Raw genomic sequence first — 12,722 nt, forward strand, 5'->3', positions numbered from 1 at the left:
GACAAAGTAAGTCGTGTATTCGAGGCGGAGATCTTGGCTGCGCAGGCTGCCGACCAAGACCTCGTTTGGCCAGCAACCGCGCGAGATCTGGCGCGCGGCGGTCCCTGAGCGGTGAATACGCAGGCGCCGCCGCATCCTGGCGTCGGCGTGGAATGTTTTTCCAAGTCTCTTCCAGAGATTGGAACGCCCGTCGTCGTCTTCCTTCAGTCAACTCTCTACAAAGTCTGCAATCGTTCCAGACTTTGCGATCCCTCCTCCGGGTCGCGCCCAGGGAGAGACGGATGGCCCCGGTCCATCGTTCGGTTCAGCGCAAGCTCGGTACGTTTCCGGCCTTCCACAAGGTCGAGGGGCGGCGCGTCGTGATCGTCGGCGGCGGCGGTGAAGCGGCAGCCAAGATCCGCCTGCTATCCGAGACCAGCGCCGATCTCGTCGTGTTTGCGGCCGAGCTGGAAGACGAGGCGCGCCGCGATATGGAAGTCGCCGGCGCGTCTTGGATTGCCCGGGCGCCGATCGCTGCCGATCTCATGGACGCCGCGCTGGTATTTGCCGCGACTGGCGAGCTGGAAGCCGACCGCGCCGTGCGCGCTCTCGCCAAGTCCGTTGGCGTGCCGGTCAATGTCGTCGATCGCCCCGATCTCTGCGATTTCTATACGCCGTCGCTGGTCAACCGCGCTCCCCTCTCGATCGCCATCTCGACCGAAGGCGCAGCGCCCGTTCTGGCGCGGCATGTGCGCGCCCGGATCGAGGCGATGTTGTCGCCCCGCCTTGGCGATCTCGCCAATCTGGCCGAGAGCTTGCGCTCGCGGGTTGCCGAGAAGATCGCGCCGGGCGAGGGGCGTCGTCGCTTCTGGGCGCATTTCTTCACCGGCACGACCGCCGCCAAGGTGCTGGCCGGTCAGCTGGAGCAGGGCGCGGCGGATGCCGTCGTGGATATCGATCGCGCCGCCGATGCTTCGAAGGCGGCTGGCGTTGGCCATGTCAGCCTCGTCGGCGCCGGACCGGGCGCGGAAGACCTGCTGACGCTGCGCGCCCAGCGGCTGCTACAGGAAGCCGACGTCATCGTCTATGACAAGCTGGTGCCGGACGCGATCGTCGCCATGGGCCGCCGCGATGCGCTCCGCATCTATGTCGGCAAGGCAAAGGGCGCCCATGCCGCCAGCCAGGACGAGATCAACGCCATTCTGGTGCGCGAGGCGACCGATGGACGCCGCGTCGTCCGGCTGAAGTCCGGCGATCCGCTGATCTTCGGCCGCGCTGGCGAGGAAATGGCAGCGCTTCGCGCCGCCGGCATCCCGTTCGATATCGTGCCAGGGATCACCGCAGCCTTCGCCGCCGCCGCCGAGAACGAGATTCCGCTGACATTGCGCGACGTCGCCTCGAGCCTCGTGGTCGCCACCGGCCACGACATGCGCGGCGATACGCTGCCGGATTGGGCGGGTCTCGCTCTCTCGGGCGCGACGGTCGCCGTTTATATGGGCCGCAGCGTCGCCACCAAGGTCGCGGGCAAGCTGATCGAGAACGGCCTGCCGCCGTCAACCCCGGTCGCGGTCATCGAAAACGCCTCGCGCGCCGACCGCCGCGCCTTTGCCGGACGCCTCGACGAACTGGCTCAAATTGCCGACCGCCCGGAGCTCGACGGCCCGGTCGTCATCATCGTCGGCCGCGTGGTCGCCGAGAGCGCATTGGGCGTTTCGCCGCTGCCGCTCGTGGCGATGGCGGCGTGAAGACAAGCATCTGGAAAGCGCAATGACTGACAAGCTCATCACAGCGAACCATCTCGGCGACGGGCTCGTCGTGTTCCTGACCGCCGAGGGTGGCTGGTCCTACAAGCTCGCCGACGCCCGTGTCATTTCCGATGCCGAGCTGGAAGCTGCGCTCGCCCTCGCCAAGAGCCAGCACGAGGCCGGCATAGTCGTCGATCCCTACGAGATCGAGGCGACGCTCGTCGAAGGCATTCCCGTTCCGGTCCGCCTGCGCGAGCGCATCCGCGCCGCCGGCGGCCCGACCGTCACCTATGGCGAGGCCGAGATCGCCGAACGCGCCGCCACTTTGAAGCATGCAGGTTGAGTGATGTATCGCTACGACGAGTTCGACCATGAGTTCGTGACCGCCCGCGTCGCGCAGTTCCGCGACCAGGTCGGTCGGCGCGTTTCCGGCGAGTTGACCGAAGACCAGTTCAAGCCGCTGCGGCTGATGAACGGCGTCTATCTCCAGCTGCACGCCTACATGCTGCGCGTCGCCGTGCCCTATGGCACGCTGAACAGCGAGCAGATGCGGATGCTGGCGCATGTCGCTCGGAAATATGACCGCGGCTACGGCCATTTCACCACCCGCCAGAACATCCAGTACAACTGGCCGAAGCTGTCCGAGATCCCCGATGCGCTGGCCGAGCTTGCCTCGGTCGAGATGCACGCGATCCAGACCTCGGGCAATTGCATCCGCAATGTCACGGCCGACCATTTCGCCGGCGCTGCCGAGGACGAGGTCGCCGATCCGCGTCCCTATGCCGAGATCCTGCGGCAATGGTCGTCGCTGCATCCGGAATTCGTCTTCCTGCCGCGCAAGTTCAAGGTCGCCGTCACCGGCGCCGAGCGCGACCGCGCCGCGATCCAGGTCCATGATATCGGCTTACATCTGAAGAAGGATGCGGAAGGCCGGCTTGGCTTCGCGGTCTATATCGGCGGTGGCCAGGGCCGCACGCCGATGGTGGCCAAGAAAATCCGCGACTTCCTGCCCGAAGAGGACCTGCTCTCCTATTCGGAAGCGATCCTGCGCGTCTACAATCTGAACGGCCGCCGGGACAACAAGTACAAGGCGCGCATCAAGATCCTCGTCCACGAGACCGGCGCCGACGAGATCGCGCGCCAGGTCGAGGAAGAATGGGAGCGCATCCGCCACGGCGCGCTCAAGTTGCCGCAGGGCGAAGTCGAGCGCATCCGCGAATATTTCGCCGCTCCCGACACGCTGACGGCGCTGCCGCCGAGCCCGGCGCTGGCGATCGAGCGGGCGCGCGATCCCGAATTCGACGCATGGGTCGAGCGCAACACGCACCCGCACCGCGTCCCAGGCCATGTCTCGGTGACGATCTCGCTGAAGCCGATCGGCGGCACGCCGGGTGATGCCACGGCCGAGCAGATGGACGTCGTGGCCGACCTCGCCAAGCGTCTCGCCTTCGACGAGATCCGCGTCAGCCACGAGCAGAACCTGATCCTGCCGCATGTCGCCAAGAGCGACCTGAAGGCGATCTATGACGAACTGCTGGTAGCGGGCTTGGCCACGGCCAATGCCGGCCTTGTCACCGACATCATCGCCTGCCCGGGCCTCGATTATTGCGCGCTTGCCAACGCTCGCTCGATCCCCGTGGCGCAGCGGATCTCGCAGCGCTTCGGCGACATGGCCCGCCAGCGCGACATCGGCGATCTCAAGATCAAGATCTCGGGCTGCATCAATGCCTGCGGCCACCACCATGTCGGCCATATCGGCATTCTCGGCGTCGAGAAGAAGGGCGAGGAGTTCTACCAGATCTCGCTCGGCGGCTCCGGCGACGAGAACTCGTCGATCGGCGAGATCATCGGCCGCGGCTTCTCGACCGAAGAGATCGTCGACGCGATCGAGACGGTGGTCGACACCTATATCGCCAAGCGCGAAAGCCACGACGAGACCTTCCTTGCCGCCTATCGCCGCCTTGGCCAGGCACCCTTCAAGGAAGCGCTCTATGGGCAGGCTTGAACCGGTAGCTTTTGGCTTCGATCATGAAAGCGCGGGGCTGCAGGAAGCGGCCATCCTCAATGCGCGCTTCATCGGCCTGAGCGCCCAGGAACTGGTGGCGCGCTCGCTCGAGGAGATCTTCCCGGGCAAGATCGCGCTCGTCTCCTCCTTTGGCGCGGAATCGGCCGTGCTGCTGCACGTCGTCGCCTCGATCGACCGGCATGTGCCGGTGGTATTCGTGGATACGCTGCGCCTGTTTCCAGAGACACTGGCCTATCGTGACGCGCTGGCCGATCGGCTGGGGCTGACCGACATGCGAACCGTCAAGCCGGAGCCGGAAAAGCTGGCAAGCGTCGATCCCTACAAGGCACTGTGGATGACGGACGCGGACGCCTGCTGCCATGTGCGCAAGACCGAGCCGCTGGCGCGCGCCATGGAGGGTTTTGACGCCTGGTTCACCGGGCGCAAGCGTTTCCAGGCGGCAACGCGGGCCGCCATCCAGTCGTTCGAGCAGGACGGCGCGCGTATAAAGGTCAATCCGCTGGCCTCCTGGGGCGTGGACGAACTGAAGGCCTATATGGCCGAGCATAATCTGCCGCCGCATCCGCTGGTGGCGCAGGGCTACCCGTCAATCGGTTGCCAGCCCTGCACATCGAAGGTAAAGCCCGGTGAGGATGCGCGGGCGGGGCGCTGGCGGGGTCTGGAAAAGACCGAGTGCGGCATCCATCTAGGTCTCGAGAACGACGGAAGCGGCATCTGACATGAGCCTCTGGAAAAACGGATCCTTTGTCGAAGACGGCTTTCGCCGCGTCGCGGACGATGAGGCGATCGGCGCAGGCGATGCGGTGCTGGTCAGCCTGGCGCGATTTCGCGCGGAGCGCGATGCATTGCTCGCCCGCTCGGCGCCGCTTGGCGTGGTGATCGAGCCCGGCGCCGACTGGTCGGATATCGTCGAGGACCTGCCGCGTCTCGCGGTGGTCGCCGCCGACTTGCCGAAATTCGCCGATGGCCGGGCCTTTTCGATCGGCCGCTTGCTGCGTGACCGCGATGGCTTCGCGGGCGAATTGCGCGCCGTCGGCGCATTCTTCCTCGACCAGATCCCGTTCCTGAAGCGCGTCGGCTTCGATGCGTTTTCGACCGAGGACCCGCTTGTGCTAAAGGGACTGCGCGAGGGCCGTTGGCCCGAAGTGACCGAATATTTGCAGCCGATCGCCGATCATGGCGAGGTGCCGGCCGGAACCCGCCCCTGGGCGCGGCGGCCTTCGGCGCCGGTTGCCGAGCAAGGATAAGGGTTTCATGAAGATCTTCGTCACCGATCATGCGGGCGTCGAGCATGAGCTGGAGGCCCTGGAGGGCTGGCGGGTGATGGAAGTCATTCGCGACTGGAATGTCGGCATCAAGGCCGAGTGCGGCGGCGCCTGCGCCTGCGCCACCTGCCATGTCTACGTCGATCCTGAATGGGTCGACCGGCTGATCCCGATGAGCGACGAGGAAGAAGAGCGGCTCGACGACGCCATGGCGGTCAAGTCGAACTCGCGCCTGTCGTGCCAGCTGCTGATGTCCGACGAACTGGACGGCCTCCGCGTCCGCCTGGCGCCCGGCAGTGAACCGGAAGAATTGGCGGCATAGCCTTCGTAAACGGGCCCTCACCCCAGCCCTCTCCCGCGAGCGGGCGAGGGCGCTCGCCAGCGCCCGTCATCGAATTCTTGCCTAGCGCCGGGCCGCATCCATGAAGATTGCCGGCCCAAAGCACTCGCCCGCTTGCGGGAGAGGGTTGGGTGAGGGGCTTGATTGGTTTCTGTGTCCCGCCGGTCAGTCCAGCGTTCTACGATAGCGGAACAAGGCCAGCGTGCCGACGGCCAGCCAGAAGGCAGCGAGCGGCCAGATCTCGTTGACGAGATCGACCGGGCCGCTGCCCTTCAGCATGATGCCACGCACCGACCGGATGTAATGCGTGATCGGCAGTGCGCTGCCGATCACCTGCGCCCAGTCAGGCATGCCCCGGAACGGGAACATGAAGCCCGACAGCAGGATCGACGGCAGGAACCAGAAGAAGGTCATCTGCATCGCCTGCATCTGGTTGCGGGCGATCGTCGAGAAGGTGTAGCCGAGCGTCACGTTGCAGCCGATGAAGAGGAAGGTGACGCCGAGCAGCACGGCGAACGAACCCATCATCGGCACATGGAACAGGATCTGCGCGCAGACCAGGATCACCGCGACCTGCACCAGCCCGAAGCCGATATAGGGCACGATCTTGCCGATCATGATCTCCAGCGGCGTCGCCGGCATCGCCATCAGGTTTTCCATCGTGCCGCGCTCGATCTCGCGCGTCAGCGCCAGCGCTGTCATCAGGATGGTCGTCATGGTCAGGATGGTGCCGAGCAAGCCCGGAACGATATTGTAGGCGGTGATCCCCTCCGGATTGTAGCGGCGCTGGATGACGAGATCGACCGCTGTGGGCGGGCTCGCTTGCGTTGCGAGCGGCCCGGTCAGCTCCCGCTTCAGCGCGCTGGATAGAATTTGGGGCAGGGCGCCCAGCGCGTTCGAGGTTGCCGCAGGATCCGTGGCGTCGGCTTCGACCAGCAATTGCGGCCGGGTGCCGCGCACGAGGTCGCGTTCGAAACCGGGTGGCAGGGTGATCACATAGCTGGCCGAGCCGTCGATCAGCGCCTCGTCCGCCTGCGCCGGGCTGGCGAGGCCTGGTGCGATCGAGAAATAGCCCGACGCTTCCATCGCTGCGACGATGGTTCGGGTCGCCGGACCGCTTTCCGCCGCCACCATCAGCGTCGGCAGGCGCTTCGGATCGAGATTGATGGCATAGCCGAACAGCACCAGCTGGATGATCGGAATGCCGATGATCATGGCGAAGGTCAGCCGGTCGCGCCGCATCTGGATGAATTCCTTCACCATCAGCGCGACGATGCGGGAAAGCGAAAAACCGGTTCTCATGACGGCGCTTCTGGGCTGGGATCGCCATTCGCCGAGCGGTCGCGCGCCTGCGCTTCCTGCATCAGGCGGATGAAGACATCCTCGAGGCTGGTCTCGCCCGGCTCGGCCACGGCGTCGGAATGGGCTTCCGCCAGTGCGGCGTCGACCGCCTGCTTCAGCGCGGCGGCATCGGGGCCAACGACATGCAGATCGTTGCCGAAGGGCGCCACCTGCTCGACGCCCGGCTTTTCCCGCACGAGCCGCGCGATCGCGCCGACATCGCTGCCGCTGACCACGATGGTCGAGAGCCCCGAACGCTCGATCACTTCCGCGACGGTGCCACGCGCGACGATCTTGCCATAGGCGATGTAGATGATGCGGTGGCAGCGTTCCGCCTCGTCCATGTAATGGGTCGAGACGAGGACGGTCAGCCCGTCCTCCGCGAGCGCATGGATCTCGTCCCAGAATTCGCGGCGGGCCTGCGGGTCGACGCCGGCGGTCGGCTCGTCGAGCAGCAGCAGCTTCGGCTGGTGCATGACCGAGGCGGCGAGCGCCAGTCGCTGTTTCCAGCCGCCGGAAAGCGAGCCAGCCAACTGATCTCGGCGTTCATACAGGCCGAGCCGTTCCAGCGTCTTCTTCACGATGGCAGCCCGATCGGGCAGGGCGTAGATCCGCGCCACGAAATCGAGGTTTTCTCGGATCGTCAGGTCCTCGTAGTAGGAGAAGCGCTGCGTCATGTAGCCGACCTGGCGCTTGATGCGATCGGCATCCCGCAGGATGTCGAGGCCGAGGCAGGTGCCGCTGCCGCCATCGGGCCGGAGCAGCCCGCAGATCATCCGGATGGTGGTCGTCTTGCCGGAGCCGTTGGGCCCCAGGAAGCCGACGATCTCGCCCCGTCGCACGTCGAGCGAAACGTCGTCGACCACGGTCTTGGCTCCGAAGCGTTTGGTCAGGCCGTGAATGTCGATGACGATTTCTTCCGGCCTGTCTGCCGCCATGCCTATTGCGCCGCCGTCGCGAGCTGAACGTCGACGGGCTGGCCCGGATCGAGCCGCGCAGCGTCGCCCTCCGGTCTGGCTTCGACGCGGAAGACCAGCTTGGCGCGGCTCTCCTTCGAATAGATCACCGGCGGCGTGAACTCGGCATCGGTGGCTATGCTGGCGACGGTGGCGGTCAGCCCCTCCGCGCAGCCATCGCAGAGGATGCGGACCGTCTGACCGGGATGCACGGCGGAGCGGTTGGCTTCGGGCACGTAGAACAGGATCTTGCGGGCGCCTTCCGGCAGGAGCGAGACGACGGCCTGGCCAGCCGGAACAAGCTCGCCCACCTGATAGTAGACCTCCTCCACACGGCCGGCGGCGCTGGCGTGCTGGGACCGCCGCGCGAGCTTGGTCTCGGCAGCCGTCACGGCGGCGGCGAGCGCTTGGACCTGCTGTTCGGCGGCGGCGATCTGGTCGGGCCGGGCCGGGAGGTTGGCGACGGCCCGGTTCTCCCGCGCCGCCTCGACCCGCGCGCGGGCTGAATCGAGATCGGCTTTCGACTGGTCGAGGGTCGCCACCGCGACGACGGCGCGGGTGGAGAGGTCGCGATTGCGATCGTAGGTCTTCTGCGCCACCGTCATCGACGCCTCGGCGTCGGCGAGCTGCGCATCCAGGACTCGGATTTCCTCCGGCCGCTTGCCGGTCTGAAGATCGGCGAGGCTCGCCTTGGCTTGCGCGAGCTGCGCCTTCGCCTGGGAAAGCGCGGCCGTTTCGTCGCGATCGTCGAGGGTGAACAACGCGGCGCCGGCCTCGACCGGTTCGCCGCGCCGGATGGAGAGCGTCGTCAGGCGCCCCGTGGCTTCGGCCCCGACGAGCACATAGTCGGCATCGACATAGCCATGCAGAGGGGCGTTTCGCCCGCCATCGCCGCAACCGGCCAAAAGCAGCAGCGCGACGATCCAGGGCGCTTGGCCTGCCCGCATGTCATCCCTCGTCGATCAGGGTCTCTCCGACCAACAGGTCGATGTGCTCAGCGACGACGCGGCGAATCTGATCGCGGTCGCCGCAGGCCAGCGTATCGCGTCCGAGCTTCTTCGCCACCATGGGCCGGGCGACGCAGAAGATGACGAACTGGCCCGAGATCGCAAAGGCACGGAACGTGGCTTCTTCCGAGCGGGGATCCAGGTTGAGAAGGAACGCGATCAGTTCCGTGGTCGTGCCTTGGCACTTCATCATGAAGTCGTAGATGATGTCGAAGGTGGAGGAGGGCTCCATCTGCTCGCGCATGATGAAGCGTCCCCAAAGCTCCGCTTCCGCTTCGCCCAGCATGGAATCGATATGGACATCCACGATCCGCTGCAGCAGGCGACGGGCCGTCGCACGGTCGATGCTGCCCTTCAGCGCCTCGTCCGCGGTGTCGATGCTGTCGCCGATCCGCTTCTGCATCTGCTCGACGACATATTCGGCGACGGCGCGGTGGAGGGCGTCCTTGCTGCCGAAATGATAGACGATGGCCGCGAGATTGGCGCCGGCTCGCTTGGCGATGTCGCGGGTGGCCGCGCCTTCGAAGCCGTAGCGGCCAAACACGTCGAGGGCGGCGATCAGGAGATTGTGGCGCGTCTCGGCGCCCCGGTCCTGGCGCGCACGCCGGTAGTGCCGGGAGGCGGGAAGCTGGGGCAGATCGGCGCCCGCGTCCGCTTCGAAGACAACCCCGTCGATCGGCGCGGAGTCTAACTCCGGCCGTTCCATGGTTACAGATTCCGCGTTCATTCGCGCCTGACTCCGATTGACTCCGCCCAACGGGCAAAATCATGCAACCGCGAGATAGAGTCAATCGATCGACTGAATTTATGCAGGACTATAAGTTGTGAGCCAGGGGCTTGCACTCCGGGCTCTGAATCACCAAGGAAAACAACACCAGCGGCCAATGCTCCTAGCGACGTAGCGGCAGCTTACGGACCGGCGCGTGCCGTTTGCCGCCTTCGCCACCGCCCGGCGATTGTCGCGGGCGGTCGTCCCCGGCGGCGAGCTCGTACGGTCGCCCCGCCGAGACCTGCAGCGGTCAGCCTGTCGTGACGATGCCCTTGGCGATCAGCCAGTCGACAGACTCGCGCACCGCCTCGAACGAGGTGTAGCGGGGCTGGTAGTCGAGATGGCGTCTTGCCTTGTCGAGGCTGCAGTTCGGGCTGCGAGCGATGTGGTCGTATGTCTGCTCGACGATCTCGGCGCTGTGCACCTGCTTCCACTGCTCCCAGGGCAGGTAGGCAAGCTTCGCCTCGTGGCCAAACCAGGAGGACACCGCCTCGGCATAGCCGCGCAGCGTCACCGCCTGCGACGACACCGTATGGAAAGCCTCGCCGATCGCCATGCTCCAGTTGCCGATCGCCTTCATGAACATCTGCGCCACGTCGTCGGCATGGACGTGATGCACCGTCTCCAGGCCGAAATTCGGCAGCACCAGTTCCTGGCCCTGCGCCAGCGTCGAGAAAACCGCCGGGTCGAAATGGCCGGCCGGATTGAGCGGTGCCCAGCCGGGGCCGACGATATGGCCGGGATGCACGATGGTGGCGGGGAAGGCGTTCCGCTGCGCCTCATGCATCAGATAGGCTTCGATCGCCGCCTTCTGGGTTCCGTATTCGCCGAAGGGACGACGGGCGACGGTCTCCGGCGTCGGAACGGCGACGCTCGGCCCATGCACCCAGATCGTGCCGGTGTGCAGGAAATGCTCGACCCGCCCGCGCAGGGCATCGACCAGCAGCTGCGCGCTCGGCAGCGTGAAACAGATCATGTCGATGACGATGTCGGGCCGTAGATCGCTGATCTTGGCGCCGAAGGTGCCGGCGCGGTCCTCTGCCTCGCGATCGAGCGTCACCGTCTCGACCTGCGACCAGGCCGCGTTCGGCTGGTACGCTTCGCGCTGGCCACGGGTGACGTTGACGACTTCAAACCCTGCCGTCACCAGGCGCGGCACCAGATAGGTACCGACATGGCCACTGCCTCCGATCACGATGACCCGTGTCATGGACCTGTCCTCCCGTTTTTGCCTGGCGAGGATGTTATCGAAAGCGCGGGGGCAAGCCAGAGGGGCGACAAGCTCCGGAGTGGTTGCCAGCATGTTTATGTTGAGGCCCGGTGGGGTGCTATCGTTGAAATCCCGCGCATGACAGGAGTCGCCCGATGACCGATTGGCCCGATCGCCGCATTCTGGACCTGTTCGGGATCGAGCACGCCGTGCTGCTAGCGCCGATGGCGGGCTTCGGCACGCCCGAACTGGCGATCGCGGTGGCGGAGGCGGGCGGGCTCGGCGCGCTGGCCTGCGCGACGATCACGCCAGAGCAGGCACGCGCCGCGCTCGACCGGATCCGCGCGGCGACCGCGAAGCCGATCAATCTGAACTTCTTCTGTCACCGACCGCCGGAGGACGACCCGCAGCGTGAGGCGGGCTGGCGGGCGCGGCTCTCGCCCTATTATCGCGAACTGGGCCTCGATCCTTCCATGGCCGTGGCGCCATCCAGCCGGGCTCCGTTCGACGATATCTTCTGCGCGGTGGTCGAGGCCTACCGGCCGGAAGTCGTCAGCTTCCATTTCGGCCTGCCGGAGCGGCGCTTGCTCGACCGGGTCAAGGCAACGGGCGCCAAGGTGATCTCCTCCGCCACGACGGTGGCCGAGGCGCGGCATCTCGAGGCGGAGGGCTGCGACGCCATCATTGCGCAGGGCGCCGAAGCCGGTGGCCATCGCGGCATGTTCCTGACCGCGGATGTTTCCGGCCAGATCGGCACCTTCTCCCTGGTACCGCAGGTGGTCGACGCGGTCCGTGTTCCGGTGATTGCCGCCGGTGGCATTGCCGATGCGCGCGGCGTCGTCGCCGCGCTCGCCCTCGGCGCCTCGGCGGTGCAGATCGGCACCGCCTTCCTGCTGTCGCCGGAAGCTAGGATCTCGCCGCAGCATCGCCGTGCGCTCGAGACGGCCGAGGCCGACGAGACGGCGATCACCAACGTCTTCACCGGGCGTCCGGCGCGCGGCGTGGTCAACCGGCTGATGCGCGAGCTCGGCCGCTTCTCCGCCGACGCGCCGGCTTTTCCGCTGGCCGCCGGCGCGCTGGCGCCGCTCCGGGCCGAGACGGAGCCGCTCGGCTCACGCGATTTCATGCCGCTCTGGTCCGGCCAGTCCGCTCGCCTCGCCCGGTCGATGCCGGCCGGCGACCTCGTCCGCTCGCTCGCCGCCGAGGTGCTGGCGAAGATTAGGTGATGGGGCAGGGCGCCTCCTTTACCTCTCCCTGAGGGAGAGGTCGACGCACGCAGTGCGGCGGGTGAGGGTCAGTGCGTGTTCGGCCCGAGCGCGTGCGCCAGTTCCTCGTCGGTCATTCCAGTGATCACACGCTCCACCGCCTCGACCGTCGTCTTCTTCGGGTCGATGTCGTCCGCCACCACCTTGCCGCGCCGCATCACCACGATGCGGTCGACGACCTGGAAGACGTGGTGGATGTTATGGGCGATGAAGATGCAGGAGTGGCCGGAATCCCGCGCCCCGCGCACGAAACGCAGCACGCCCTGCGTCTCGGCGACGCCGAGATTGTTGGTCGGCTCGTCGAGGATGATCAGGTCGCTGTCGAAATACATGGCGCGGGCGATCGCCACCGCCTGCCGCTCGCCGCCCGAGAGCGAGCCGATCGGCGTCTCCGGCGGGATGTTCTTGCTGATGCCGACCTGCTTGAGCAGGTCGCGGGCGACCTGGTTCATCATCTCGGTATCCATCCGGTTGAGGAAGGCCGGCCCCTTGATCGGCTCGCGGCCAAGGAACAGGTTTCTCGCGATGGAAAGCTGGGTCACCAGAGCCGAGTCCTGGTAGATCGTCTCGATGCCGGCGGCGATGGCGTCGGTCGTCGATTTCATCTCGACCTTCTTGCCGCGGACATAGATCGAGCCGGAGGTCAGCGGCACCGCGCCCGAAAGCACCTTGATCAGCGTCGACTTGCCCGCGCCATTGTCGCCGAGCAGGCCGACGATCTCGCGCTCATTGACGGTGAAGCTGACATTCTCCAGGGCCTGGATACGGCCATAAAACTTGCTGACATTGTCCATGCGGATGAGTGGTTCGCTCATGATC

The 12,722-nt window shown here is 66.3% G+C and carries 13 protein-coding genes; 7 read left to right on the forward strand and 6 right to left on the reverse strand.

Going from position 1 to position 12,722, the window contains the following annotated elements:
• Positions 1-281 precede the first annotated feature (281 nt).
• Genes cysG through ACHMWQ_RS08150 form a run of 6 tightly spaced genes read left to right on the forward strand, consistent with a single transcriptional unit; the run spans position 282 to position 5,337 of the window.
• Positions 282-1,724: a siroheme synthase CysG gene (gene cysG / locus ACHMWQ_RS08125; RefSeq protein WP_396307059.1), complete on the forward strand. Its 1,443-nt coding sequence runs from the start codon at positions 282-284 to the stop codon at positions 1,722-1,724.
• A gap of 22 nt (positions 1,725-1,746) precedes the next feature.
• Entirely contained in the window at positions 1,747-2,067 is a 321-nt protein-coding gene (locus tag ACHMWQ_RS08130; protein WP_396307060.1) for a DUF2849 domain-containing protein, read from the forward strand.
• Between the two features lie 3 nt (positions 2,068-2,070).
• Positions 2,071-3,729 (forward strand): nitrite/sulfite reductase, encoded by a 1,659-nt coding sequence (locus tag ACHMWQ_RS08135; protein ID WP_396307061.1) that lies wholly within the window; start codon positions 2,071-2,073, stop codon positions 3,727-3,729.
• On the forward strand, positions 3,716-4,468 hold the full coding sequence (locus ACHMWQ_RS08140) for a phosphoadenylyl-sulfate reductase (protein WP_396307062.1): 753 nt from the start codon (positions 3,716-3,718) through the stop codon (positions 4,466-4,468). Before ACHMWQ_RS08135 ends, ACHMWQ_RS08140 begins: the two co-directional genes overlap by 14 nt.
• Position 4,469: 1 nt before the next feature.
• Positions 4,470-4,997 carry a DUF934 domain-containing protein gene (locus tag ACHMWQ_RS08145; protein ID WP_396307063.1) on the forward strand — a complete coding sequence of 176 codons (528 nt, stop codon included), beginning with the start codon at positions 4,470-4,472 and terminating at the stop codon, positions 4,995-4,997.
• A 7-nt stretch (positions 4,998-5,004) separates the two neighbouring features.
• The gene (locus ACHMWQ_RS08150) at positions 5,005-5,337 is read left to right on the forward strand and encodes a 2Fe-2S iron-sulfur cluster-binding protein (RefSeq protein WP_354552236.1); all 333 of its coding nucleotides are present in this window, start codon (positions 5,005-5,007) and stop codon (positions 5,335-5,337) included.
• Between the two features lie 183 nt (positions 5,338-5,520).
• Here the strand turns inward: ACHMWQ_RS08150 and ACHMWQ_RS08155 are convergent, their stop codons facing one another.
• From ACHMWQ_RS08155 to ACHMWQ_RS08175, 5 genes are all read right to left on the reverse strand, one after another.
• Positions 5,521-6,657 carry an ABC transporter permease gene (locus ACHMWQ_RS08155; RefSeq protein WP_396307064.1) on the reverse strand — a complete coding sequence of 379 codons (1,137 nt, stop codon included), beginning with the start codon at positions 6,655-6,657 and terminating at the stop codon, positions 5,521-5,523.
• Positions 6,654-7,634 (reverse strand): ATP-binding cassette domain-containing protein, encoded by a 981-nt coding sequence (locus tag ACHMWQ_RS08160; RefSeq protein ID WP_396307065.1) that lies wholly within the window; start codon positions 7,632-7,634, stop codon positions 6,654-6,656. The genes ACHMWQ_RS08155 and ACHMWQ_RS08160 overlap by 4 nt, the downstream gene beginning before the upstream one ends.
• Before the next feature lie 2 nt (positions 7,635-7,636).
• Complete coding sequence (locus tag ACHMWQ_RS08165) at positions 7,637-8,599, reverse strand: HlyD family secretion protein (RefSeq protein ID WP_396307066.1); 963 nt, start codon at positions 8,597-8,599, stop codon at positions 7,637-7,639.
• Between the two features lies 1 nt (position 8,600).
• Entirely contained in the window at positions 8,601-9,386 is a 786-nt protein-coding gene (locus ACHMWQ_RS08170; protein WP_396307067.1) for a CerR family C-terminal domain-containing protein, read from the reverse strand.
• A gap of 292 nt (positions 9,387-9,678) precedes the next feature.
• Positions 9,679-10,638 carry an NAD-dependent epimerase/dehydratase family protein gene (locus ACHMWQ_RS08175; RefSeq protein WP_396307068.1) on the reverse strand — a complete coding sequence of 320 codons (960 nt, stop codon included), beginning with the start codon at positions 10,636-10,638 and terminating at the stop codon, positions 9,679-9,681.
• Positions 10,639-10,793: 155 nt separating this feature from the next.
• On the opposite strand from ACHMWQ_RS08175, the gene ACHMWQ_RS08180 reads away from it, so the two are divergent.
• On the forward strand, positions 10,794-11,864 hold the full coding sequence (locus ACHMWQ_RS08180; protein ID WP_396307069.1) for an NAD(P)H-dependent flavin oxidoreductase: 1,071 nt from the start codon (positions 10,794-10,796) through the stop codon (positions 11,862-11,864).
• A gap of 68 nt (positions 11,865-11,932) precedes the next feature.
• Here ACHMWQ_RS08180 and ACHMWQ_RS08185 read toward each other — a convergent pair whose 3' ends face one another.
• Positions 11,933-12,718: an ATP-binding cassette domain-containing protein gene (locus ACHMWQ_RS08185; protein WP_396307070.1), complete on the reverse strand. Its 786-nt coding sequence runs from the start codon at positions 12,716-12,718 to the stop codon at positions 11,933-11,935.
• Positions 12,719-12,722 lie beyond the last annotated feature (4 nt).

The organism is Kaistia sp. UC242_56, from assembly GCF_044452255.1.
GTDB lineage: Bacteria > Pseudomonadota > Alphaproteobacteria > Rhizobiales > Kaistiaceae > Kaistia > Kaistia defluvii_A.

Excerpts from the sequence above, each read along its gene's own strand:
- ACHMWQ_RS08130 (WP_396307060.1), top strand. The coding sequence starts at position 1,747 with ATGACTGACAAGCTCATCACAGCGAACCATCTCGGCGACGGGCTCGTC.
- cysG (WP_396307059.1), top strand. The coding sequence starts at position 282 with ATGGCCCCGGTCCATCGTTCGGTTCAGCGCAAGCTCGGTACGTTTCCG.
- ACHMWQ_RS08185 (WP_396307070.1), bottom strand. The coding sequence starts at position 12,718 with ATGAGCGAACCACTCATCCGCATGGACAATGTCAGCAAGTTTTATGGC.
- ACHMWQ_RS08150 (WP_354552236.1), top strand. The coding sequence starts at position 5,005 with ATGAAGATCTTCGTCACCGATCATGCGGGCGTCGAGCATGAGCTGGAG.
- ACHMWQ_RS08155 (WP_396307064.1), bottom strand. The coding sequence starts at position 6,657 with ATGAGAACCGGTTTTTCGCTTTCCCGCATCGTCGCGCTGATGGTGAAG.
- ACHMWQ_RS08140 (WP_396307062.1), top strand. The coding sequence starts at position 3,716 with ATGGGCAGGCTTGAACCGGTAGCTTTTGGCTTCGATCATGAAAGCGCG.
- ACHMWQ_RS08145 (WP_396307063.1), top strand. The coding sequence starts at position 4,470 with ATGAGCCTCTGGAAAAACGGATCCTTTGTCGAAGACGGCTTTCGCCGC.
- ACHMWQ_RS08135 (WP_396307061.1), top strand. The coding sequence starts at position 2,071 with ATGTATCGCTACGACGAGTTCGACCATGAGTTCGTGACCGCCCGCGTC.
- ACHMWQ_RS08170 (WP_396307067.1), bottom strand. The coding sequence starts at position 9,386 with ATGAACGCGGAATCTGTAACCATGGAACGGCCGGAGTTAGACTCCGCG.
- ACHMWQ_RS08160 (WP_396307065.1), bottom strand. The coding sequence starts at position 7,634 with ATGGCGGCAGACAGGCCGGAAGAAATCGTCATCGACATTCACGGCCTG.
- ACHMWQ_RS08180 (WP_396307069.1), top strand. The coding sequence starts at position 10,794 with ATGACCGATTGGCCCGATCGCCGCATTCTGGACCTGTTCGGGATCGAG.
- ACHMWQ_RS08175 (WP_396307068.1), bottom strand. The coding sequence starts at position 10,638 with ATGACACGGGTCATCGTGATCGGAGGCAGTGGCCATGTCGGTACCTAT.
- ACHMWQ_RS08165 (WP_396307066.1), bottom strand. The coding sequence starts at position 8,599 with ATGCGGGCAGGCCAAGCGCCCTGGATCGTCGCGCTGCTGCTTTTGGCC.